Below are 22,375 nucleotides of genomic sequence, written 5' to 3' on the forward strand. Positions count from 1 at the left end.
CAAAAAAAGTTCCAAATTTATATAAAGGAGTAAAAGCTTAGAGTAGTTGAGCCAAATTTTTTTTCTTTAGTTTTTTCATAATTTTGTATTTTAATTGGAGTTTTAAAAGTGCTGTGATGTTCTATAATAATGATTTTTACATTTGAATTTTGTATATTTTCTATCAATTTTAAAGTTTTTTCATAAATATCAAAAAAACCTTCTCTAATATCAAAAGGCGGATCAAGATATAAAATAATATCTTCTTTGGAATTTTGAATAATTTGAGGAGTTTTTTTAAAAGTATCATCATTAAAACAAAGAGTATTTTGATCAACACTAGAAGCGTTTTTTAAAGCTATTTCATAAGCCTTTTTATCTTTTTCTATGGCATAACTTTTTAAACAACCATTACTTCTTGCTTCTAATGCCATCAAAGCGCTTCCTCCAAAGGCCTCTATAAAAACCTTATCTTGTAAAGAAAAACGCAAAACATTAAAAACACATGATTTTACTATGCTTTTAGTGCTTCTTGTGGTATCTAGGCTAGGAAGTAAAATTTTTTTACCCTTATAAATTCCACTTTCTATGGTGGTGTAAATTTTTTGAGTTTGTTTTTTTGAGTTTGTTTTTTTACCTTCTTTGTAATTTTTCAAAAAATCTTTTACGCTTTGATATTCTTGTGTTTTATACATTATTATTTTCTTCTTTGATGAGGTTTTTTAACTCTGTTTTGTAAAGATTAAATATTGCATCGATTTTTTCATGACTTTCTTGACGCAATTGCTCTAAAATGGCTTCACATTTTTGATTCATGATTTTTTTCTCACGCATAGCTATTTTATAGGCAATATTTTGTAAACTTGTATTAAAATCATTTAAAGCATTAATTAATTCCTCTATATTAAAAGGATGAGATAAAAAGTTTGATTTTTTATTAATGATAAATTGTGGTTTTTGCGTGTTGATTTTTTCATCGCACACCAAAAAATCACAATCTTTTTTTAAAACCAAAAAATCTTTTAAAGCAATTTCCAAAGTTTTTTCTAAAACTAAATCTTTACATTCAAGAGCGATTTTCATTGATTAAACTCACTTTTAATTTATGTTTTTTCAAAGTATATGGTACTATACCTAGAGCTAAATTTGCAAGTTCTGCAAAACTTAAAATATAAAAATCTTCAAAATTCCTATTTGAAATAGTTTGTAGTTCTTTGGAGCATTTATCAAACATATAAAAAGAGTAAAAATCTTCAACTACTAAAAAATCACAACCGCTATCATAAGCATCTAACATAATAGCGGCTGCATTTTTATAAGCTAACTCAGCGTTTAAATTTAAAAAACTATAACCGCAACTTTTGTATTTTCTTTCAAAATCTATTATATTTGCTTTAAGTATTTTAGCAAGCTCTAAAGAACAACTTGCATTCGAAAATCCTTGGTATATGCCTATATTAAATTGATTAAAAAAATACTTAATATGCTCTTGTTTAAGGTAATCTAAAAAAACTTTTGGAGCATATTGAATTTTTTCAATTTTACTCATAATCTCATAAGAGCTGTATTCGCAAGCTAAGATATTATCCTCACCCATCATTCTTGAATATTCATCTAAAATGTCTTTAGGATCATAATCAATAATAAAATAATTTTTTCCTAAAGGTTTTTCATAAAGAGCATTTTCAACATTAATTTTATCTAAAATATTTTTGATAATATCAAAATGGCAGAATAAATCATTGTTGCTGTTAGTATAAATTTTATACATTTTTATTCCTTAAAATATATTTCTTGCAAGACCTGATTTTACAAGCATAACTTTTAATTCTTTAATATAAGATTCATAATCAAGTTCATTGGATGAAATAAAATTTTTAAATTTAGTGTGATAATAAATCCCTTTTTCTTCGTCTGCGACTAATTTTAAAAATTGCGGTGCTTTTTCTGGATATTTAAGTAACATCTTATAAGCAAATATAAAAAAGCTATCACCTAGATATTCAGGTAAAAATTCTCTAGCTTCACTTGTATAATATAAAAAATCATATTGTTTGTAAAGTTCTACATCGTGTATATCAATAAGTCCTTTAAAAAGTTCTAATTTTTCTAAAAAATCGCCTTTATCCATGATTAAATCTTTAATAGCTCTTTTAGTATCGAGTGGTTCTATGATGAGTTCTTTTCCAAATTTTTCAATGATATTATTTAAATCTCTTCTTTGTCTAATAGCAACTTGGTTGATTTTAATGCAACTTTCTGGATTTTCTTCAAAGTCAAAATATATATCATCTTTTTTCACTTGCACTAAAATATCATAAACACTTTTAAAATTTTTACTATCATAAACATAAGGTTTATAATAAGCTAAATAATCACTATCTTTATCAAAACGAAAAATTCTTAAAGTTATTTGCATATTTTATCCTTGGTATTATTTTTCATTATATACATTTTAAACTTATAAAAATTTGATTATTATATAAAATTAAAAGCTTTTTGTATAAAATACTCACATGGATAAAGAAAAATTTATTATCAATGCCTTTGCTAATCCTATCAATGGAGATGATGGGGCAATCATCGATGGATATTGTTATTCTAAAGATTTATTTTGTGAAGATGTGCATTTTAAACGTTCTTGGATGAGTTTAGAGCAAATTGGTGCAAAGGCTATGCTTGTTAATATTTCTGATACAATTGCTATGAATGCTACACCAAAATACGCTCTTTTGGGGCTTTCTTTACCAAAATGTTTAGATATGAAACAAGTTAAAGCTTTGCAAAAAGGTTTGCTAGATAGTGCAAAAGAATTTGGGGTGCAAATTATAGGCGGAGATACCATAGCAGATAAGAAAATCAATATTAGTGTAACTATTATTTCTAAAGTAAATAAAAGGGCTATTTTTAGAAAAGGTTTAAAAAAAGGAGATTTGTTTGCTTTTAGTGGGAAATTAGGTGAGAGTTTAAAAGGTTTAAATATACTATTTCGCGGTGGAAAATTACATTCTAAACATCGTTTTATAAAACCAAATTTAAGGCAGAAATTTTTTTACGATATAGCAAAAAAAGTTAGAGTGAGTATGGATATTTCAGATGGTTTGAATAAAGACTTATCAAGAATGTTATTTCAAAACCAACTTAGTATAAAATTCCTTAAAAAATTAGATAAATTTAGCTTAAATAGTGCAGAAGAATATGAAATTTTATTTGCTTTTGATAAAAAACATAAAGCATTTATACAAAATATAGCTAAAAAGCATAGAGTTAAACTAAATATTTTTGCAAAAACAACAACAGGAAGGTATAAATTTTATGGAAGAGAACATCATTTTTAAACCCCTATATGCTTTAAAACATAGCCCGATAAATGTGTATTTTTCGAAAAATAGCAATGATTTTGTAGTAAGAGAAAAGCCTTTGTATGAATTTAGTGGTAAAGGTGAACATTTAATTTTGCATATACAAAAAAAGGATCTTAGCACTAGTGAAGCTTTGAGAATTTTAAGTGAGCAAAGTGGTGTTAAAATGAAAGATTTTGGTTATAGTGGTTTAAAAGATAAACAAGGTTTAACTTTTCAATATATTTCTATGCCTAAAAAATTTGAAGAAGGTTTAAAAAATTTTAAACATGATAAGATGAAAATTTTAGAAAGTTTTTATCATGATAATAAACTTAGAATAGGGCATTTGAAAGGAAATTCATTTTTTATAAGATTAAAAAAAGTTTCAAAAGTAGATGCTTTAAAAATAGAACAAGCTTTCAAAAATATCCAAGAACAAGGTTTTGCTAATTATTTTGGATATCAGCGTTTTGGTAAATTTCAAGATAATTTTTCACAAGGACTAGAAATTTTAAAAGGTAAAAAAATCAAAAATAAAAAAATGCAAGAATTTTTAATTTCTGCTTTTCAAAGTGAGCTTTTTAATAGATATTTGAGCAAAAGAGTAGAATTATCACATTTTATCAATGATTTTAGTGAAAAAGAAATAAAACAAATTTATGATTTAGAAAAAGATGAAATCAAAAGTTTAAAAAATCAAAAGCAGTTTTTTAAACTTTTAAAAGGTGAAGTTTTAGGACATTACCCTTTTGGTAAATGTTTTATATGTGAAGATTTATCAAGTGAAGTAGAAAGATTTAATCAAAAAGATATTAGCGCAATGGGTCTTTTAATAGGTTCTAAAGCTTATGAAGCAAACGAAGGTTTAGCTAAAAAATTAGAAGATGAGATTTTTTCTTTTGCATATGAGTTTAAAAATAAAATGCAAGGCTCAAGACGCTTTATGTGGTCTTATTTGCAAGATTGCAAAAGTCATTATGATGAAGAAAAAGCTCATTTTACTTTGGAATTTTTCTTACAAAAAGGCTCGTATGCTACGGTAGTCTTAGAAGAAATTTTACATACAGATATCTTTGAACAAACCCATAATATATAATTAAAAATGATATTGAGTATCAGTTAAAATTTATCTTTTATAAATTATAATAACAATTATCATTTTTATAAAAAGGAAAGCTTAATGTCAGTTTTGGTTATCGGAGCAGATGAAATAACTCCAATTAAGGCAGTTTTAACAAACCTAGGAGCAAAAAATATAGAGCATTGGGATGCTAGAAATGAAAACAGGGTAAATAGAAAACCCATTCCTCAAAATACTGAATGTATAGTTATGCTTACTAGTTTTTTAAACCATAATACTATGAAAAAAATCAAAACAGAGGCAAAAAAACGCAATATACCTTTAGTTTGTGCTAAACGCAGTGTGAGTTGTGTGTATTGTGAATACTGTAAGGTTTTTGGTCTTGATCAAACATATGAGTGTTCAAAAAAGGATTAATATGTTTGGATTTAATGAAAAAGAGGATTTTATACCTAAAATATTTAGAGATTTAGAGCGAAAAAGTATTCATTATATTTTTTTAAATTTATATAATTCTTTGGTTGAAAACGAATTAAAAATACCTTATATCTATGCAAAACAAGCTAGTTGTTTAAGAAATATTTTTGAGTTAAAAATTCAAAATATGAGTACAGAAAGAACTTTGAGATTTGGTAGAGTAAAACAATTTTGTCCATGTTCTCATAAAATCATCAAAGCATATAAAGAAGGAAATTTAAATAAAATACAGCTTGAATCAAATATACCAAAATATACTTTAGCTAAATTAATACAAAATGTGTTTTTATCATCTAGTTTTACTTTGCCTTTGCAAGTGGCTTTTGAAGCTTTTGTGTATGATAAAATTTGTAAAAGCAATACTAAATCCAAAGTAAAGATTTGTAAAAATATTATTATCATCAATGAAAAAATAGCGGTTATGCCTTTATTTTATAAAGATAATGATAAAGATATAGAGCTTGCCTTGCAATTTATAAAAGATAATTCTTTTGAAAGGTTTTATATTGTGTATCCAAGAAATAAAAATTTCACTCAACACAAAGAAATAAGACATAATTTATGTGAAAATAATAAAACTTCGCTAAAATTAGTCCCCTATACTATTAATAATCAAATTTTAAGGAGATGTTAAATGTCAATAGCAGTAATTTATGGTAGCTCTATGGGTAATACTGAAAGTGCAGCAAATATGATTGCTCAAAAATTAGGAATTTCTGATGTATTAAATATTGCAGATATTAATGCAGAAAAAATAAATTCTTATGATAAATTAATTTGTGGTACTTCTACTTGGGGAAGTGGAGATTTTCAAGATGATTGGGATGGTTTTGATTTTTCTGCTTTAAATCTTAGTGGCAAAACTGTTGCAGTTTTTGGTATGGGAGATAGTGAAAGTTATTCAGATACTTATTGTAGTGCTATGGGTAAACTTGCTCAAGCTTTAAAAACAGCAGGCGCAAATTTAGTTGGTGCTGTTTCTACAGGTGGTTATACTTTTGAAGCAAGTGATGCTGTAGAAGGTGATAAATTTGTAGGATTAGCATTGGACAATGACAATCATGAAGATTTAACAGAAAGTAGAATTGATGCTTGGCTAGAGCAAATTAGACCTTCATTTTCTTAATAAAAAAGATGCCTAAAAGGCATCTTTTGTGTTTTAGAACTTTCTTTTTTTAGTTTCGCTTAATATATCTTGTGCTAAGGAATCTACTTCATTGGCAATAGCATTAGTTCGTATAGCTGTTTGAGAATTTTGCTGTGTAAGTTTTTCTATAGTTGCAACCGATTCGTTGATTTGACTAATATCATTTGCTTCCTCTTTGATAGAATCTCCCATATCGCTAATGGATTGAGCTAAGATATTAGTATTAGCTTCAATCTCGCCTAAAGACTTTTGAGTTCTTTCTGCTAGGTTTCTAACTTCCTCCGCAACAACAGCAAAGCCTCTACCGTGCTCACCTGCACGTGCAGCTTCAATAGCAGCATTTAATGCAAGGAGATTAATTTGCTCAGCTATATCTGAAATTACTGTGGTTACGCTTTTGATGTCATTGCTTTGTTTTACCACATCTTGTGCTTTAATGGAAATTTCACTCATTGCTGAGTTCATTTGCTCTAAAGCCCTTGCACTTTCTTGTAATGATGATGTTTGATGGGTAGCATCATTGGTAAGCTCTTGCATGCTTTGTTTGAGTGCTTCAGCTTTTTGATTTAGTAATTCACCTTGATTAAGTGATTGTGAGAGCATATTCTTAATTTCATTTCCTAGTGCATTGATTGCTTTTTCTACATCGCCTTTTGGTGTGTTGATAGCTGCTGTAAAATCTAAATGTTTATAACTATCAAACACGGCTTGAATTTCGTTTAAATCACGACCTATTTTTGCTTGTAAGGTGGTAAGCATTTTGTTTAAAACTTCTATGAGTTCTTGAATTTGAGGGTTGTTGGCGTGAGAGCTAATGTGCAAATCAAGCTCACCTGTTTCTATTTTTCTAGCAACACTTACAGATTCTTCAATAGCTTTTGCATCTTTGCTTAACGCCTCTTTAATAATTTCAATATTTTCATTGATTTCATCAGCCATTTTTCCAAATTCATCTTGTGTTTTAAGTTTGATAGGATGAGAATGGACATCTTTATGATTTAGATAGTTAAAGAAATTATGTAATCCTGATGAAATAATTGCAATAGGTTTAAGATTATAAGAAATAATCATTCTAATAAATACTAAAGTTATGAAAATAGCAATTAATGAAATAATAATTTGTTCTATTAGTGTTTGTTTAGCTGTGTCACTATAAAAGTCATAATCAGCTATACTACAAATAGTATATTTTGGATTAATACTACCATTACAAATTAAAGCTTTAATTCCTTCTTCTTTAGTTTGAACTTTGAAAATGTCTTTAGAAAGAGTTTTATTTAAACCTTCAGGTGTTTTAAAATAACTTGAAATAATATCTTTGCTAATTTCAGTCGATGTTAAAATTCTAGATGAATCAGTGTGAAAAAGATAAGTTCCATCATGAGCCAAAACCGCTGCATGTGAATAAGGTGTTTTACCTATGGCTAAAACTTCCTCTGAGAATTTTTTCAAATCATAATCAGCAGCCACTACTCCTATAACTTTTCCATTTTCTATAATAGGACTAGCATAAGAAATTGTAGGTTTTTTCATACTAGATGATATATAAGGTTCTGTAACAATTAACTCTTTTTTTTCTTTAGCCTCTTTGTACCAACCTCTAGCTCTAGGATCATATCCACTTTCTGGAGTTTGGTTGTTTCCATTGGATCTGTATATTTTACCATCTTCAAAGCCTACATAAGTTAAGTCAAAACCTAAAGAATCTCCTATGGATTTTAGTAAACTAGTGTATTGTTCTGGTGTTAGATTGTTTTTATTTTCTTTAATGTATTTTGTTAAGGAATTAATCACATTGCGTCTGTCGCTTGCATATAAATCAAATCTTTTACTCACATCAAAGGCAACTTTTTGTTGAAACTGAACTAGTAGTGTATGGCTATTGGATTTAGACTTAACATAGTTAAAAATACCTAAAACGCATAGTAAAACTACAACAAAGATACAAACCAAAAAGGCTATTTTATTAGAAAAATTACCTAGTAGATATTTTTTTGCTGAAGAGAGCATATTTTCTCCTTGGAAAGCTAATTTTTAGCTTTGTGATTATAATAATTTATAAGATTTTATTCAAAAAACATTTAAATAATTATAAAAAATATTTATTTTAATTAAAAAATATTATATTTTTAATATTATTTTAAATAAAAAATTCTAATTTTTTGGAGAGTAGAATTTTGTTATCAGTGTATTTTGCCCATTGTATATTTAGAGCAAAAACACAAGCTTTTGCAAGTTTTGCAAAGGGAAATTTTTCATAATATATTTTTTCTTGTTCTTTGGTAGCTTTTTGAAAAAGAGCTTTAATTTGCACTCCTTTAATGAGATTAATAATATCTGTATCTGATGCTATATTAACTGCTACTTTGGGTGCTTTGTGAGCAAGCTGAACGTGTTTAGTGCGTTCTTCACTAGCAAAGATTAAAGCTAAATTTTGACTATCAAAGGCATAATAACAGCTTGCACAATATACTCCACCATCCTCATCAAGCATACTTAAATTTAAAAGTTTTTGAGAAAGGATGAAATTTTTAATTCTTTCATCCATTATTACTAGCTTTAAGTTTTAAAATTTTTTGATAACTTAAGTGAGTTAGAAAAATCACATAAAATACTTGCAAAAATAAACCAAGCAAAGGAATACTTGATAAAGCAAAAAAGATTAGAGTGATGATTTTAAAGTATAAAGGTGATGAGTCTTTATAAAAATCATCAAAGTTGTTTTTATCTAAAACATTGCTTAATACGTCTAATAATAAAAGTTTGTGAAATAAATAATAAAATACTCCATAATAAATCACAATACTAATAAAAGGTATAATTAACAAGAAAGTAGCTATCACAAATAACACACATGAAATGAGTATAATTTTGAATGTTTTAAGTAAAACTTCTAAAGAATTTACTGCTTTTTGTATGGGATAGTTGTAATATTTTTGATTAATCTTTTTAACAATATAAGGAGTTAAAAAAGAAATTATCAGCATGGTAAAAAACACTGAGGCAAATACCACTATGAAAAATCCACCTATGGCGCTTAAAAATGCAAGAGAAAATTGCACTATGGAAAAACTAAAAAACCAAGCCATAAAAGATCCGCTAACTACATCTTCTATATAAGAAAAAAATATATCATAACTATAATATACAAGAAAAGCAAAAATAATTATACTGATTAAGAAAGGCAAAAGAGAAAATTTTAAAAATGGCTTGCTAAGAAAATCTTGCAAGCTTAGATATAATATACTCATTTAATTTGATTGTAATTTTCTTGAAGTTTTCGATAAATTTCTTTATAATCTAGTGTTTCTTTTAAAATTCGATTTAAAACTTCGTTATCTTCTGTGCCATTCCATGTTTTTTTATAAGTACCTTCTTTGTAGCCATTTTCTTGTCTGAATTGATTTAAAATATTTTTTCCAATATAGATTTTATAAAGTTCATAGAAATTTAAACCACATTTTCTAGCTAAAACAAAATACACACTCAAAAGCTCACCTAAATCATAATCAAAACCACTGCACTTATGGATAATAAGTTCAATATCATTTAAAATTCCATAAATATCTGCTTCATTTGGATTGGAAGTTTCTTTACAAAAATCATCAAAAAAAGTTACAGAAGAAACTTCTTCTGCGATAAAATTTTTATCATTGATTTGTTTTTCTTTATATTCTTCTAAAATCAAACTTAAAATAAAATGCCATATATCCACTATTTCAATGCGTACATTGTCCCAGTTTGCAGGAGTGTATATGCTTTTCCAGTGTTTCCAAGCAAAAGAATCAATAAGCTCAGCACACTCCATATAAATGCATCTTCTAAAACTAATTAATTTACCCTCTTTAGTATAACCATTTTCCCAACCTATGCCATTGGTATCATCGTTTAATTTTTGCTGGAGTTCTAGCATGCTTTTTAAAATATCTTTTACTTCCATTGCATTTCCTTTTTAAGCATAAAATCCAAATTCTTTGTTATCTTCTTTTTTTTCTTCTTTTTGCTTGTTGTATTGTTCCCAAATTTCTTCTAATAATTTAGCACTATCTTGGAAAATTTGCTTTTTAATATCTTCAAGGTCTGTTTTATTTATTTCTTTGTTTAAACTCTTATCCATGGTGTTAAATAATTCATGTAAAGTAGCTTTTTTATGTTCTTCATTTTTTGGTTCAGGTAAGGCATTGCCGATTTTCATTGCAGTGGTGATAAGCTCTTTTGGTTTTAAGGTTCCTACTCTTGAGTTTTTCATAAATTCATCTATTTGTGGTTGTACTTTAGCTACTGCTTCTTTTATTTCTTCAATTTCTTCTTGTGAAAGTTTGGTTCCATTATATGAGAATGAAAAACCAAATTGATTTCTAAGACTTAAAGAAGCCGAGTTACCATCTTTGTCTAATTTTGCTTCTTTTTTGTCATACATGGAAAAAGAAAGATGATTGCCATTTTTTGTTTTAATATCCATAGAAAAATTTTGAGAATTATAACTAGAAATTTGCATAACATTCCTTTCAAGTCAAGATAAAGTTATATCGTCAAAATAACTCAATCTTAAACAAATTTGCAAAGTTTTTATACTTTGCAAATTTCAAATATTAGGGAGATAAATATTTTAACATTAAGTCTTTAAATGCTCGTTAAATCCCAAAATAATTTTAATAATTTTTCATTTTTTGCACATATTAAAATTTGCTTTTTATTGTGTATTTTTTTGCATGCTTTTAAAGCTTGTTTTAAATGTTCTTTTAAAGAAAAAATCAATCCAAAAGCAATAGCTTCTTTATCTAAGCCACCTAAAATGTAAATCAAAGGCATACGCATAGATTTAGAAACATCAAGCTTTGCTTGTTCATTAATTGTGATTTTAAAATCAAATTTGCTAGGATGTTTAAACTTATAAGCTAAAGCAAGATCTAAAAACTCATCTAAATGGCTTAATTTTTTTCCGCTAATAATTGGATAGATAAAATAAAATAAATCTAAGATATTATTGCTAATTTTGCTTTCATCATCATAATTTTCTTGTATAAAATCATAATATGTTTTAAATTGCTCTTGGTAATTTTGCACTAAAGTCATAGCCATTTTGGTTTTTGCGAAATTATTTAAAAAAACTTTAGGATTAGCTTCAAAACTAAAATCTAAAAAATTAATCTTTGTATCATTTTGATAAAAAATCCCACTAATTTCGCTTTCTAAATCTAGTAAAATATTATCTGAATTAAGCTCGTTGATAGAACTATTATGAATTATTTTATCATCTAATATAATAGAAAAATCATTATAAGCAAATTCATTACTCATAGGTTTTTCATAAAAACCAAAATCATCCCAAAAATTTTCTTCACTACAGGCAATACAGCCATGTCCTGCAGCTACTGGCCAAGAGGTTTTGGAGTTAAATTTAACCTTAGGGCAGTTATTGTAAGCATAAGGTCCTTTGCAACCTACTTTAAAAAGACAATAGCCTTGTTTTATATTCTCATCATCAAAACTTTGAGCAAAATTTCCTGCTTCAAATTTAGCTTTTCTTTCACATAAATCATGCAAGCATTTTCCATAAAAGGCTAAAGGTCTATTTTGCTCATCTAAAGCCATGTCTTGTTCAAATAATATATAAAAGCAAAGCGCTGCGATGATATTTACATCACTTGGAGGACAACCTGGTATATTGATTACTTTTTCTTCTAAGACTTTAGAAATTCCTATGCTTTTGGTGGGATTTGGATGTGCAGCTTGAATTCCTCCATAGCTTGAGCAAGTTCCCATAGCAAAGATTGTTTTAGCATTTTTAGCACATTTTTGTAAAATTTCATATCCATTTTCACCATGTGCTCCTATAGTTAGATAAAAAGGATCTATAGCACAAACCCCACCTTCAACAGCTAAAAGAAAATCTTTTTTTTCTAAAACTTCCTCTAAATGCGATTCTGCTTGATGCCCACTTGCACTCATGAAGGTTTCATGGTATTCTAAAGAAATAAAATCAAAAATCAGATCTAAAAAGTCAGGCAATGAAGTTCTAAGCAAACTTTCACTACACCCTGTACATTCGCTTAAATGAAGCCATATAAGGCTAGGTGGGGTGTGAAGTTGGAAATATCTATGTGCCAAAGGGTTAAAATCACTTGGCAAACCTAAAATTTTAATGATAGAATTTACAGCCTCTAATGAGATATTTTTTTCTTCTTTGTGTGAGTTTTCTAATAGAGCGATTTTATGCTCTAATATGCTTTTTAACTCTTCATTGCTTAAAGACATTTTTTAACCTTTAGCTATTTGTATCATATTTAAAAAATCATTTGCATTTAATGCAGCTGAACCTATCAATACTCCATCACAATTTTTTAAAGCACAAATTTCTTTAATATTGCTTTGATTAACACTTCCACCATATAAAAGCTTAGCGTTAGTAAATTCTCTTAAAAAATTAAGTATGGTATTAATATCATCAAGATTAGCACTAATTCCTGTGCCTATAGAATAAATAGGCTCATAAGCTATAATAAGTTTTTTATAAGATAAGTCAATATTTTCAATTTGTTTTTTTAAAAAATCCAAACTTTTGTTGGCATTCTTAGTTTCTAAACTTTCACCTATGCAATAAATGATGTTAAAATCAAGATTTTTTGCAAAATCAAATTTAGCCTTTAAAAAGCTTTCATCTTCACTTAAAGCTCTTCTCTCAGAATGACCGATTAAAACACTCTTGATGTTAAATTCTTCTAAGTGAATTTTACCTATTTCTCCGGTATAGGCTCCATTTTCACAAGGGTAGAAATTCTGCGCGCCTTGTTGAAAGGAAAAATTTTCTTTTAAAAAAGCTATACTAGGAGGGAAGATGAAAATTTCATCTTCTTTGTTTAAATTTTGATTTAATTCTTGAGCATAAAGTTCAAAGCTTGATCTTGTATGATTGCACTTTAAATTTGCTGCAAAAATCATTCATTATCCTTTATGGTTAAAGGTTTTACACCAGGAAGCTCTTTGCCTTCTATAAGTTCTAATGATGCTCCACCGCCAGTTGAAATGAAAGTCATCTCATCAGCATCACCTGCTCTTGCCACAACATCAGCAGTATCACCACCACCTATTACAGTTGTTGCATGAGATTCGCTAATATAATGGCTCATTTTAATGCTACCTTTTGAGAATTTATCAATTTCAAAAACCCCCATAGGTCCATTCCACCATATAGTTTGAGCATCAGAAAGTGCTTCTTTAAATAATCTTACACTAGCAGGACCTATATCAAGTCCCATCCAACCGGCAGGAATTTCTTGTACAGGGGTGTATTTCATCACTGCTTCTTGAGAGCAAGTTTGTGCTGCTGTAACATCTACAGGAAGATAAATTTTTACCCCTAGATTTTTACCTTTGAGTAAGATTTTATTTGCTTCTTCAATTAAATCTTCTTCTAAAAGAGAATTTCCTATATCATAACCTTGAGCTTTTAAGAAAGTAAAGGCCATACCTCCACCTATGATGAGCTTATCTACTTTTGGAAGTAAGTTAGTTAAAGCTTGTAATTTCCCACTTACTTTAGAACCACCCACTACCGCTACAAAAGGTCGTGCAGGATGTTTGATGAGATTGCTTGCAAACTCGATTTCTTTTTGGAGTAAAAATCCCGCACCTTTGTTTGTATTGTCAAAGTATTTAGTGATAGCTTCAACACTAGCATGGGCTCTATGACAAACCCCAAAAGCATCATTAATATAAACATCAGCCATAGAAGCAAGTTCTTTAGCTAAGTTTTCATCATTTTTAGTTTCACCCTTTTCAAAGCGTAAATTTTCTAAAAGTAAGATTTCGCTCGGCTTTAATTCACTAGCTTTTTTCTTTGCATCTTCACCTATAACATCTTTAGCCATGATGACTTCTTTAGCCATTAAACGCGCAAGTCTTTTTGCAACCGGTTCTAAAGAGTATTTTGAAGCTATTTCTTTTGGACGCCCTAAATGTGAAGCCAAAATAACTGCACAACCATTATCTAAACAATATCTTATAGTAGGGATAGCTGAGCGAATACGACGATCATCGGTAATATTTAAAAACTCATCTTGAGGAACATTAAAATCACATCTAATAAATACTTTTTTCTTTGCAAGATCAATATCTTTAATCGATAAAATACTACTCATCTTAAGCCTTTGCTACGAATACTGCCATATCTACTAAACGAGAAGAATATCCCCATTCATTGTCATACCAAGCAACCACTTTAACAAAATCATCACAAATTACTTGAGTTAAATCACTTGCTACAATTGCACCATAAGAGCAAGTTATAAAATCACTTGAAACTCTTTCTTCATCATCAACCAATAATATACCTTTTAAATTACTAGCAGCTGCTTTTCTAAAGGCTTCGTTGATTTCTTCTTTACTTACTTTTTTCTTTAAAGTTGCAGTTAAATCCACAGTTGACACATCAGCTACAGGTACACGCATGCTTTGACCATGTAATTTTCCATCAAGTTCAGGCATAACAAGTTTCATAGCTTTTGCTGCACCTGTTGAAGTAGGGATGATATTTTGAGCAGCAGCACGTGATCTTCTTTTATCTCTTGCTTTTGCATCAATAATGCTTTGTCCGTTTGTGTAGGCATGAATAGTTGTCATTAAACCTTTTTCTATGCCAAAATTATCTTGCAAAACTCTACAAATTGGACCTAGACAGTTAGTAGTACAACTTGCGTTTGAGATGATGTTTTCGCCTTTGTATTCGTGAGCATTTACCCCTAAAACATAAGTTGGAGTTTTATCTTTTGCAGGTGCGCTCATGATAACTTTTTGTACCCCATGATCTAAAAATCCTTGACATTTTTCCATAGTTAAGTGTGCGCCAGTACATTCTAAAACAATCTGTGCGCCATATTTTGCAAAGTCTAAATCAGCTACATTTCTACTTTTTAAAACTTTTATTTTTTTATTATCAATTATTAAATCATCACCATCATTTTCAACACTACCATCATATACCCCATGAACGGTGTCATATTTAAAAAGATATTTAGTAAGCTCTATATCAGTAGTATCATTAATCGCTACAAGCTCAATATCATCGCGCTTCATAATAATTCTTGCAACACATCTTCCAATGCGTCCAAAACCATTTATTGCAACTTTTACAGCCATTTTCATTTCCTTTTTATGATTAAGTAGATAAAATTCTACTAAAAAAAGGTTAAATTTTAATGAAAATCGCACTTTTTGGTGGCAGTTTTGATCCACCTCATTTAGGGCATAATGCTATAGTCTTTAATGCACTAGCAAATTTAGAGCTTGATAAGCTCATTATTATGCCTACTTTTATTAGTCCTTTTAAGCAAGAATTTACCGCAAATGAGCAAAGACGCTTAAAATGGTGTGATATGATTTGGGGAGGTTTGGAAAAAGTTGAAATTTGTGATTTTGAAATAAAAAAACAAAGACCTGTGCCTAGTATAGAAAGTGTTGATTTTTTGTATAAACAATATACAATTTCTAAATTTTATCTTATTTTGGGGGCTGATCATTTACAAAGTCTTGAAAAATGGCATGAATTTGAAAGATTGCAAAATTTGGTAGAATTTGTTGTAGCTAAAAGAGATGATATTTTTATACCAAAACATTTTAAAACCTTAGATACTAAAGTAAATATCTCTTCTTCTTTTATAAGACAAACCTTGCAAACATCACAAGTTTGTGAGCAAATCAAAGAAGAAGTTAAGCTTTATTATTCTAAATTTAAAAATATTTAGCAAAAGGAAAACAATGCAAGAAAGAATTAACAATATAGTGCAAATTTTAGATGATAAAAAAGCAGACTTAATAGAAACTTTTGATATGCAAGATAAGGATTATTTTGTCAAATTTGTAGTGATTGCTACCACTATGGGAGAAAGACATGCACTTTCTTTGATTGATGATTTAAAAACTAATCTTAAAAGTAAAGGTGAAGAGTTTTTAAATATAGAAAGTAGTGAAGAATGGACTGTACTTGATTTGGGAGATATTTTGATTCACTTAATGAGTGAAACTTATAGGGCAAAATATAATATAGAAGAATTTTTAAAAAGTTTAAACAAAGAAAATCAGAACTAGGAAATAAAATTGGATAATTTAATTACTGAGTTATCAGATTTAGCTAAAGAATATTTTGAAAATTCAGAATTTGAAAAATGTGATGAAGTCTTAAGTGAGCTTATAGCTTTTTGCAAGGGTGAAGTTACGCTTGCTCAAGATGGTAAAATGATTTTTATAGATGATGAAGATAAACACCGTTTGCTTTTAGAGGCTTACCATAATAGAGCGTTTTGTAGATTTAATTGCTTGAAATTTCAAGAAGCGCTTGAAGATGCAACTATAGCTGTAGAATTTGATCCTAGTAATGTATTTTTGTTTAATCTTTTGGGCTTGTGTAATTTTAAGTTAGATTTATTACAAGAAGCACTTTTGGCTTTTAATAAAACTATAGCACTGGATAATACATATTATTTAGCATATTTTAACAGAGCTAGGGTTTATATACTTTTAGATGAGCAAACAAAAGCTTTAAAAGATTTACAAACTTGTATCGATTTAGCTCCAGAATATTATATAGCTTATTATACTAGAGCCATTGCCCTGCTTAGTGTTGATCCAAAACAAGCTTTGCTTGATTTTAAGAAGTCTCAAGATTTGGGTTTTGAATCTTCGCAGATTTTTTATTATCAAGGGGTAGCTTATGAGAATTTAGAAGATTATCAAAAAGCTATAGAATTTTTTACTAAGATGATTGAGCAAGATGAGAGTTTTTCTGATGCGTATTATAAAAGGGCTAATAATAAACGTAAAGTCGATGATTTAGAGGGGGCTTTGCAAGATTGCTTAAAATCCATTGAATTAGATAATGAAAATGCAATGGCATATTTGATTTTGGGACATATTTATAAAGACTTAGAAAAGATAGAATTATCAATAGATGCTTTTAAAAAATCAATCGAATTAGATGAAAATTTACAATATCCATGTTTTGCATTGGCTAGAGTTTTGTATGATTTAGAAGATTATGAGCAAGCTTTGAAATATTATGATAAAACAATTGAGCTTTATGAAGAATATGCTCAAGCATATATTAATAGAGGCAATACTAAAATTAATCTAAAAATGATTGAAGAAGCTATAGAGGATTTTGACTTAGCAGCTAAATATTATCAAGAAAGAGCAAGAAAGCATGATTTTACTCCATCAGAATTAGCAGAACTTGAACACGCAGTTCCTTATGGTTTTTATCATTTAGGTAATAGCTTATATAAGATAGACAAATATGATGAAGCTTTGATAAGTTATGAAAAAGCTTTGAAATATCAAAAAGAATATCCTGATGTGTTTTTTAATAGGGCTTATTTAAAATCTGATCTTGAAAAATACGAGGAAGCTTTAAAAGATAGCGAACTAGCTGTTAAATATTATAAAAAACAAAATAATACCCAAGATTATGCTAACTCCCTTTCTCAAAGAGCTTGGATTAAAAGCAAGCTTGAAAGATTTCAAGAAGCTATAGATGAATATAATGAGCTTATAAAAACATATAAAGATTATATTGATTTAAAAGATGTATTATTTGAAAGAGCATATTGCGCAAAAGAGCTTGAGTCTTATGAAGAATTAATAGCTTATTGTAATGCAGCACATAAAGTGGATAAAAATAATTTTAAGCTTTATTTTTGGCGTGGAATTGCTAAATATAATTTAAGCTTAGAAGAAGAAGCTATAGAAGATTTAAATAAGGCTTTAAAAATTGATAAAAATCATAATGGCGTAAAGTATTATAAGGGGCTTTGTTATGAAGATCTTTATATGTTTGAAGAAGCGATAAAATGTTATGATAGTGTGATTTTAAGCAACGAAGAAGATGATGAATCGTATTTTCATAGAGCAAAATGTAAAAGAAATCTTGAAAAATACAATGAAGCTTTAAAAGATATCAATGAATGCTTAAAAATAATTGATGATGTTGCGGAATATTGGATAGAAAAAGCACAAATTTTAAGCTTTTTAGGAAAATATGATGAAAGCTTTGAAGCAGCAAAAAAAGCAAGTGAGCTTGAACCAAAATCATATGAGTGTTATCATTTTATGGGTGCGGTTAAAGTGTATTCACAAGATTTTAAAGAAGCTATAAAATATCTTAATATGGCTTTAAATTTAGATGAAAGTCAAAATTGGACACATTATTATAAGGCAGAGTGTTTGAGAAATTTAGGTGATTTTCATGATGCATTGCAATGTTATGAAGATTGTTTAAAGATAGTAAATGAAAATACTGATGCTTTAGTGGGAAAAATTCAGTGTTTAGAAGAGCTAAAAGAATATGAGCAAGCTTTAGAGTGCACTAAAGAATTGTTAAAGCTTGATGAAGAAAATGAGTTTGCATTAAAAAATCAAAATATTTTAATGCAAAAATTAAAACAACAAAATAAAAAATGGTGGCAAATTTGGAATTAAATTAGAGTTTGTTGATATATTCTTCAATCTCTTTTTTAATTTTGTCTTTTTTGTCTTTTAAAGCTTGTTTTTTATTTTTATACTCTGTTTTACTCATATAATCTTTTTGTTTTTTTAATTCTTTTAACTCTTGTTCGATTTTTTCTATCTCTTGCTCTTTAAGTTTTTTAGCCTCTAATTTTTTATCATAAAAAAGAGGATCTTTTGCACAATTTGCCTGAACTTCTTTTAAGGCTAATTCTAAACTTAAAGCTTTTTCTTGATGATTGTAATTTTTAGCATAAGCTATTTCTTTTTGAATTTGCTTTATTTTAACCTCACATTGCGTGGAAAATGCAAGTGAGCAAAGTGTAAGTAAAAATAACAATTGCTTCATAGTTTAAACCTTTCTTTTTTTTGATATTTTAGTTTGTTATATTAAATAATTTATTTGCTGTTTTTAATAAAAACATGAGTTTTAAAAAAAGTTATTTGACCTTTTATATTGATATTAAATTCTAAAGGGATAAAAATCAAAGATGAGCCATTGTTAAGTTTGTAGCTTAACTGTGAATTTTTTTGGTAGTTTTTTAAGATTTTGTCAAAATTTTCAAGTTTTAAAAGTTCTTTTTCTTGAAGCAAAAAATGCAAGGTATTATCATCAATTTTCATAAAATATTTAAAGTCACTTGAATTAGCAATAAAATCAAATAATACTTCATCATAATTTTCTTTTAATTTGAAGTATTTTGGATGAAATTTTTTGGACATATTGTGAAATTCTATCTTTTGTGGCTTTAAGTGAGTTAGATTATAAGTTTTTAAAAAATCATCAAAACTATAATTGTTGTTATAATTTTTATCAAGATCATGTAAGGTGTTTTTGATGCCTTTGATTTGATTGTAGTATTGTTTACTTTGAATATAGTCAAGATCTAAAGAGTGTATAGAGTTTTCTAATTTTTGTAATTGGTATTTTTGCGAAGAAAAACTTATGTAATTTGCAAAAAATCCTAAAAATAGTGCCGTAAACGCAAGTAGGTAAAAAGAAAATTTTAATGCTATTTTTTGCTTAAATACGCTTAGATAATTTGCAATTAAAAGCCATAAATTTAAAGTCAATACTGCTAAGCGTTCTGGCGTAAAACCATATTGTGCAATTCTAATTATAATAGCATAAAATACGAAAATATTTAATGATAGTACCACAATAAAAAAGGTATAGAGTAGTGCTTTTTTGATTTTATAAAAAGATAAATTTATCCAAAGATTAATTAATAAAAAATTACCAAACCAAAGACATAGATGAACTATACTAAGATTTTTTAAAAGATTAAATAATACTCCTAAACCATAGGTAAAAAGCATGATTATATATAAAATACTAAAACTATTTAGTATAAATATAAAAATTTTATTAAAATTATATGAAGTAAAATTGCCAAGTAAAAATAAAGAAAAAATTCCAGCACTAAAAAGCCACAATGACAGAACATGAGAATTTAGTTTACTTGAAGAAATATCAAATAAAAAATCAAACGAACCATAAAATATAGCCAAAAATACACCAAAAATTAGCCAAAAACTTATACTAAAAGAAAGGGCAGCTAAAAAATGATGAAAATAATTAAAATCACATAATTTTCTTGCACATACTAAAGCTATAAGAGCTGTTGCTAAAGAAATATATAAAGAATTATTAGTAAAAAATATTAAATAATTTTCTATGCCATCTTTAAAGATAAAATTTAAAAATATATAAAAAATTAGTCCAAAAAACCCAACCCATAAATTTTTCAAGTTTTTATAATTTTGTATTAAATTGTTTTTTGGGTTAGTGAATGTTTCGCAAAAAATTATAAATAGGGTTAAAAGTAAAAAAATACTAGTTTGATATGAATTATAAAAAAATGCTATAAAAAACCAAAAACATAAATAAAAAATAACTCCAAGTGGATGATGTAATAAAGCTATATAGCTAGAATTAATAAATTTTTTAAACATGAATATTTTTTATTTTTTTAAGTAAAATTGATACAAATCCTTCAAAATCAGGCAATTTTAAATCCTTAATTTCTCTTTGTTGTTTTCCCCACATGCATTCAGGAAAAAACCCATCTTCTTTAAAACGTGCCATAATATGAAAATGCACTCTTGGCACATAGTTTGCAAAGGAAGCTATGTTGATTTTTTCTGGGTTATAATACTCTCTAAGGCTTAATTCGCAAGCTAAAACATATTGAAAAAGCATATTTTGTAAAAAGGTTGGACAATCACTTAATTCTCTGTAATTTTCTTTAGTAAAAATTTTCACCCAAGGAATTTGAGAATTTTCTTTTTCTATAAATAAATAATCATTTTCATAAATCATACTAACTCTTAAGAAAAGACTAGGATTATTCCTAGTCTTTTGATTATTTTTTTGGTCCTATCATTTTTGTAGGATCTACAAATTTAGCAAAGTCTTCTTCGCTTACTAAGCCAAGCTCCATAGCACTTTCTTTTAAAGAAATGCCTTTTTTGTGAGCATTTTTTGCTACTTTAGCTGCATTTTCATAGCCAATGTGTGGATTTAGTGCAGTTACTAGCATTAAAGAATTATGTAAATTATGATCTATTTTTTCTTTATTTGGTTCTATACCAACAGCACAGTGGATATTGAATGAATGCATAGCATCAGCTAATAAATCAAGGCTTTGCAAGAAGTTATAAATAATCACAGGTTTAAAAACATTAAGCTCGAAATTTCCTTGGCTTGCTGCAAAACCAATTGCTGCGTCATTTCCCATAACTTGTACTGCAACCATAGTTAAGGCTTCACACTGAGTAGGATTAACCTTGCCTGGCATGATAGAGCTTCCTGGTTCATTCTCAGGTATGTTTAACTCTCCAAGTCCACATCTAGGGCCACTTGCTAGCCATCTAATATCATTTGCTATTTTCATTAAATTTGCAGCTAAGCCTTTCATAGCTCCATGAGTAAAATTAATGGCATCATGGCTTGTTAATGCATGGAATTTATTTGGACTTGAAACAAATTTAGTACCTATTAGCTTGCTTAATTCTTCGCTTACTTTTTCACTAAGTTCTGGATGAGCGTTTAATCCTGTGCCAACAGCCGTTCCACCTATTGCAAGCTCTCTTAATGTAGGTAAAGAAGCGATGATTTGCTCTTTTGAGTGAAGTAACATAGAAAGATATCCGCTAAATTCTTGAGCTAAGGTAAGTGGTGTAGCATCTTGAAGATGAGTTCTTCCTATTTTAATAATTCCTTCAAATTCTTTTACTTTTTTTTCAAAAGTTGCAATAAGCTCATCTAAAGCAGGGATAAGTTTTTTTTCTACTTGTTCTACTGAAACTATACTCATAGCAGTTGGAAAAGTATCATTTGAGCTTTGGCTCATATTTACATGGTCATTTGGATGAACAAGTTTTTCTTTTCTAAAATCTCCGCCCATAATTTCAGTAGCACGGTTTGCTATAACTTCATTCATATTCATATTACTTTGAGTACCTGAACCTGTTTGCCATATTGCTAGTGGGAAATTATCATCAAATTTTCCTGCTACGATTTCATCGCAAGCTTGCACAATGGCATTTTTTTTAGCTTCGTCTAATTTACCAAGTTTGTTATTAACTAAAGCCAAAGATTTTTTAAGATTTGCAAAAGCATAAATTAAAACTTTTGGCATTTTTTCACAACCAATTTTAAAATTTTCAAAACTTCTTTCAGTTTGCGCACCCCAATATTTATCATTAGGAACTTTAATCTCTCCCATAGTATCGTGTTCGATTCTATATTCCATGGCTTTTCCTTGTAATAAAATAAGATGTAATATTTAAACCAAATAATCCCTAAAGTTTGCTTATAATTTAAGAAGTATTTATAAAATTTTT

At 28.1% G+C, this 22,375-nt stretch carries 24 protein-coding genes and 2 pseudogenes; 8 read left to right on the forward strand and 18 right to left on the reverse strand.

The annotated features are described in order from the left end of the window. Positions 1-17: 17 nt before the first annotated feature. The 4 genes from CAMP5060_RS03225 to CAMP5060_RS03240 are packed head-to-tail and all read right to left on the reverse strand — an operon-like array spanning position 18 to position 2,398. Positions 18-674 carry an RsmD family RNA methyltransferase gene (locus CAMP5060_RS03225; RefSeq protein WP_214099934.1) on the reverse strand — a complete coding sequence of 219 codons (657 nt, stop codon included), beginning with the start codon at positions 672-674 and terminating at the stop codon, positions 18-20. Continuing rightward, positions 667-1,062: a hypothetical protein gene (locus CAMP5060_RS03230; RefSeq protein ID WP_337217896.1), complete on the reverse strand. Its 396-nt coding sequence runs from the start codon at positions 1,060-1,062 to the stop codon at positions 667-669. The genes CAMP5060_RS03225 and CAMP5060_RS03230 overlap by 8 nt, the downstream gene beginning before the upstream one ends. Next, positions 1,046-1,750 carry an HdrB C-terminal domain-containing protein gene (locus CAMP5060_RS03235; RefSeq protein ID WP_087700454.1) on the reverse strand — a complete coding sequence of 235 codons (705 nt, stop codon included), beginning with the start codon at positions 1,748-1,750 and terminating at the stop codon, positions 1,046-1,048. Before CAMP5060_RS03235 ends, CAMP5060_RS03230 begins: the two co-directional genes overlap by 17 nt. 9 nt (positions 1,751-1,759) lie before the next feature. Beyond that, positions 1,760-2,398 carry a DUF5644 domain-containing protein gene (locus CAMP5060_RS03240; protein ID WP_087700455.1) on the reverse strand — a complete coding sequence of 213 codons (639 nt, stop codon included), beginning with the start codon at positions 2,396-2,398 and terminating at the stop codon, positions 1,760-1,762. Between the two features lie 97 nt (positions 2,399-2,495). Here CAMP5060_RS03240 and CAMP5060_RS03245 point away from each other — a divergent pair, with 97 nt between their 5' ends. The 5 genes from CAMP5060_RS03245 (at position 2,496) to fldA (ending at position 6,007) form a co-directional block, all read left to right on the forward strand. After that, on the forward strand, positions 2,496-3,317 hold the full coding sequence (locus CAMP5060_RS03245; protein ID WP_214099935.1) for a thiamine-phosphate kinase: 822 nt from the start codon (positions 2,496-2,498) through the stop codon (positions 3,315-3,317). Further along, on the forward strand, positions 3,286-4,419 hold the full coding sequence (gene truD, locus CAMP5060_RS03250; RefSeq protein ID WP_214135719.1) for a tRNA pseudouridine(13) synthase TruD: 1,134 nt from the start codon (positions 3,286-3,288) through the stop codon (positions 4,417-4,419). Before CAMP5060_RS03245 ends, truD begins: the two co-directional genes overlap by 32 nt. Before the next feature lie 84 nt (positions 4,420-4,503). Then, the gene (locus CAMP5060_RS03255; RefSeq protein ID WP_087700457.1) at positions 4,504-4,821 is read left to right on the forward strand and encodes a DUF2325 domain-containing protein; all 318 of its coding nucleotides are present in this window, start codon (positions 4,504-4,506) and stop codon (positions 4,819-4,821) included. A gap of 1 nt (position 4,822) precedes the next feature. Continuing rightward, on the forward strand, positions 4,823-5,515 hold the full coding sequence (locus tag CAMP5060_RS03260) for a hypothetical protein (RefSeq protein ID WP_087700458.1): 693 nt from the start codon (positions 4,823-4,825) through the stop codon (positions 5,513-5,515). Continuing rightward, positions 5,516-6,007: a flavodoxin FldA gene (fldA, locus tag CAMP5060_RS03265; protein WP_087700459.1), complete on the forward strand. Its 492-nt coding sequence runs from the start codon at positions 5,516-5,518 to the stop codon at positions 6,005-6,007. Positions 6,008-6,040: 33 nt separating this feature from the next. On the opposite strand, the pseudogene CAMP5060_RS08290 reads toward fldA, so the two are convergent. From CAMP5060_RS08290 to gap, 10 genes and pseudogenes are all read right to left on the reverse strand, one after another. Next, positions 6,041-6,433, reverse strand: a pseudogene (locus CAMP5060_RS08290) (methyl-accepting chemotaxis protein); the annotation flags it as partial. Between the two features lie 951 nt (positions 6,434-7,384). Beyond that, positions 7,385-8,038: pseudogene (locus CAMP5060_RS08295) on the reverse strand (cache domain-containing protein); the annotation flags it as partial. 130 nt (positions 8,039-8,168) lie between these two features. Then, positions 8,169-8,576 (reverse strand): pyridoxamine 5'-phosphate oxidase family protein, encoded by a 408-nt coding sequence (locus CAMP5060_RS03275; RefSeq protein WP_337217897.1) that lies wholly within the window; start codon positions 8,574-8,576, stop codon positions 8,169-8,171. Further along, positions 8,569-9,279: an EI24 domain-containing protein gene (locus CAMP5060_RS03280; protein ID WP_214099939.1), complete on the reverse strand. Its 711-nt coding sequence runs from the start codon at positions 9,277-9,279 to the stop codon at positions 8,569-8,571. Before CAMP5060_RS03280 ends, CAMP5060_RS03275 begins: the two co-directional genes overlap by 8 nt. Next, positions 9,276-9,968 (reverse strand): dUTPase, encoded by a 693-nt coding sequence (gene dut, locus CAMP5060_RS03285; RefSeq protein ID WP_214099940.1) that lies wholly within the window; start codon positions 9,966-9,968, stop codon positions 9,276-9,278. Before dut ends, CAMP5060_RS03280 begins: the two co-directional genes overlap by 4 nt. A 12-nt stretch (positions 9,969-9,980) precedes the next feature. Beyond that, positions 9,981-10,526, reverse strand: coding sequence for an ATP-binding protein (locus CAMP5060_RS03290; RefSeq protein ID WP_214125874.1), 546 nt, complete (start codon positions 10,524-10,526; stop codon positions 9,981-9,983). A gap of 125 nt (positions 10,527-10,651) precedes the next feature. Beyond that, complete coding sequence (locus tag CAMP5060_RS03295; RefSeq protein WP_214125872.1) at positions 10,652-12,286, reverse strand: hydrogenase small subunit; 1,635 nt, start codon at positions 12,284-12,286, stop codon at positions 10,652-10,654. 3 nt (positions 12,287-12,289) lie between these two features. Further along, positions 12,290-12,970, reverse strand: coding sequence for a triose-phosphate isomerase (locus tag CAMP5060_RS03300; RefSeq protein ID WP_214125870.1), 681 nt, complete (start codon positions 12,968-12,970; stop codon positions 12,290-12,292). Further along, positions 12,967-14,169 carry a phosphoglycerate kinase gene (locus CAMP5060_RS03305; protein WP_087700278.1) on the reverse strand — a complete coding sequence of 401 codons (1,203 nt, stop codon included), beginning with the start codon at positions 14,167-14,169 and terminating at the stop codon, positions 12,967-12,969. The genes CAMP5060_RS03300 and CAMP5060_RS03305 overlap by 4 nt, the downstream gene beginning before the upstream one ends. A gap of 1 nt (position 14,170) precedes the next feature. After that, positions 14,171-15,166: a type I glyceraldehyde-3-phosphate dehydrogenase gene (gene gap, locus CAMP5060_RS03310; protein WP_039628046.1), complete on the reverse strand. Its 996-nt coding sequence runs from the start codon at positions 15,164-15,166 to the stop codon at positions 14,171-14,173. Positions 15,167-15,225: 59 nt separating this feature from the next. Here gap and nadD point away from each other — a divergent pair, with 59 nt between their 5' ends. Genes nadD through CAMP5060_RS03325 form a run of 3 tightly spaced genes read left to right on the forward strand, consistent with a single transcriptional unit; the run spans position 15,226 to position 18,499 of the window. After that, positions 15,226-15,771: a nicotinate (nicotinamide) nucleotide adenylyltransferase gene (nadD, locus tag CAMP5060_RS03315; RefSeq protein ID WP_214099945.1), complete on the forward strand. Its 546-nt coding sequence runs from the start codon at positions 15,226-15,228 to the stop codon at positions 15,769-15,771. 13 nt (positions 15,772-15,784) lie between these two features. Continuing rightward, positions 15,785-16,114: a ribosome silencing factor gene (gene rsfS / locus CAMP5060_RS03320; RefSeq protein ID WP_012661160.1), complete on the forward strand. Its 330-nt coding sequence runs from the start codon at positions 15,785-15,787 to the stop codon at positions 16,112-16,114. A gap of 9 nt (positions 16,115-16,123) precedes the next feature. Next, positions 16,124-18,499 carry a tetratricopeptide repeat protein gene (locus CAMP5060_RS03325; RefSeq protein WP_337217898.1) on the forward strand — a complete coding sequence of 792 codons (2,376 nt, stop codon included), beginning with the start codon at positions 16,124-16,126 and terminating at the stop codon, positions 18,497-18,499. Position 18,500: 1 nt separating this feature from the next. Here CAMP5060_RS03325 and CAMP5060_RS03330 read toward each other — a convergent pair whose 3' ends face one another. The 4 genes from CAMP5060_RS03330 to fumC all read right to left on the reverse strand — a co-directional run bounded on the left by CAMP5060_RS03330 (position 18,501) and on the right by fumC (position 22,284). After that, positions 18,501-18,875 (reverse strand): DUF1090 family protein, encoded by a 375-nt coding sequence (locus CAMP5060_RS03330; RefSeq protein ID WP_214099947.1) that lies wholly within the window; start codon positions 18,873-18,875, stop codon positions 18,501-18,503. A gap of 50 nt (positions 18,876-18,925) precedes the next feature. Next, positions 18,926-20,278: a hypothetical protein gene (locus tag CAMP5060_RS03335; protein WP_337217899.1), complete on the reverse strand. Its 1,353-nt coding sequence runs from the start codon at positions 20,276-20,278 to the stop codon at positions 18,926-18,928. Between the two features lie 196 nt (positions 20,279-20,474). Further along, complete coding sequence (locus tag CAMP5060_RS03340) at positions 20,475-20,849, reverse strand: HIT family protein (protein WP_087700266.1); 375 nt, start codon at positions 20,847-20,849, stop codon at positions 20,475-20,477. A 43-nt stretch (positions 20,850-20,892) separates the two neighbouring features. Further along, on the reverse strand, positions 20,893-22,284 hold the full coding sequence (gene fumC / locus CAMP5060_RS03345; RefSeq protein ID WP_087700264.1) for a class II fumarate hydratase: 1,392 nt from the start codon (positions 22,282-22,284) through the stop codon (positions 20,893-20,895). Positions 22,285-22,375 lie beyond the last annotated feature (91 nt).

The organism is Campylobacter sp. 1569, from assembly GCF_024723675.1.
Classification (GTDB): Bacteria; Campylobacterota; Campylobacteria; order Campylobacterales; family Campylobacteraceae; genus Campylobacter_D; species Campylobacter_D jejuni_C.

Coding starts and splice junctions, on each gene's coding strand:
- CAMP5060_RS03225 (WP_214099934.1), bottom strand. CDS start 674: ATGTATAAAACACAAGAATATCAAAGCGTAAAAGATTTTTTGAAAAAT.
- CAMP5060_RS03230 (WP_337217896.1), bottom strand. CDS start 1,062: ATGAAAATCGCTCTTGAATGTAAAGATTTAGTTTTAGAAAAAACTTTG.
- CAMP5060_RS03235 (WP_087700454.1), bottom strand. CDS start 1,750: ATGTATAAAATTTATACTAACAGCAACAATGATTTATTCTGCCATTTT.
- CAMP5060_RS03240 (WP_087700455.1), bottom strand. CDS start 2,398: ATGCAAATAACTTTAAGAATTTTTCGTTTTGATAAAGATAGTGATTAT.
- CAMP5060_RS03245 (WP_214099935.1), top strand. CDS start 2,496: ATGGATAAAGAAAAATTTATTATCAATGCCTTTGCTAATCCTATCAAT.
- CAMP5060_RS03255 (WP_087700457.1), top strand. CDS start 4,504: ATGTCAGTTTTGGTTATCGGAGCAGATGAAATAACTCCAATTAAGGCA.
- CAMP5060_RS03260 (WP_087700458.1), top strand. CDS start 4,823: ATGTTTGGATTTAATGAAAAAGAGGATTTTATACCTAAAATATTTAGA.
- fldA (WP_087700459.1), top strand. CDS start 5,516: ATGTCAATAGCAGTAATTTATGGTAGCTCTATGGGTAATACTGAAAGT.
- CAMP5060_RS03275 (WP_337217897.1), bottom strand. CDS start 8,576: ATGGATGAAAGAATTAAAAATTTCATCCTTTCTCAAAAACTTTTAAAT.
- CAMP5060_RS03280 (WP_214099939.1), bottom strand. CDS start 9,279: ATGAGTATATTATATCTAAGCTTGCAAGATTTTCTTAGCAAGCCATTT.
- dut (WP_214099940.1), bottom strand. CDS start 9,968: ATGGAAGTAAAAGATATTTTAAAAAGCATGCTAGAACTCCAGCAAAAA.
- CAMP5060_RS03290 (WP_214125874.1), bottom strand. CDS start 10,526: ATGCAAATTTCTAGTTATAATTCTCAAAATTTTTCTATGGATATTAAA.
- CAMP5060_RS03295 (WP_214125872.1), bottom strand. CDS start 12,286: ATGTCTTTAAGCAATGAAGAGTTAAAAAGCATATTAGAGCATAAAATC.
- CAMP5060_RS03300 (WP_214125870.1), bottom strand. CDS start 12,970: ATGATTTTTGCAGCAAATTTAAAGTGCAATCATACAAGATCAAGCTTT.
- CAMP5060_RS03305 (WP_087700278.1), bottom strand. CDS start 14,169: ATGAGTAGTATTTTATCGATTAAAGATATTGATCTTGCAAAGAAAAAA.
- gap (WP_039628046.1), bottom strand. CDS start 15,166: ATGGCTGTAAAAGTTGCAATAAATGGTTTTGGACGCATTGGAAGATGT.
- nadD (WP_214099945.1), top strand. CDS start 15,226: ATGAAAATCGCACTTTTTGGTGGCAGTTTTGATCCACCTCATTTAGGG.
- rsfS (WP_012661160.1), top strand. CDS start 15,785: ATGCAAGAAAGAATTAACAATATAGTGCAAATTTTAGATGATAAAAAA.
- CAMP5060_RS03330 (WP_214099947.1), bottom strand. CDS start 18,875: ATGAAGCAATTGTTATTTTTACTTACACTTTGCTCACTTGCATTTTCC.
- CAMP5060_RS03340 (WP_087700266.1), bottom strand. CDS start 20,849: ATGATTTATGAAAATGATTATTTATTTATAGAAAAAGAAAATTCTCAA.
- fumC (WP_087700264.1), bottom strand. CDS start 22,284: ATGGAATATAGAATCGAACACGATACTATGGGAGAGATTAAAGTTCCT.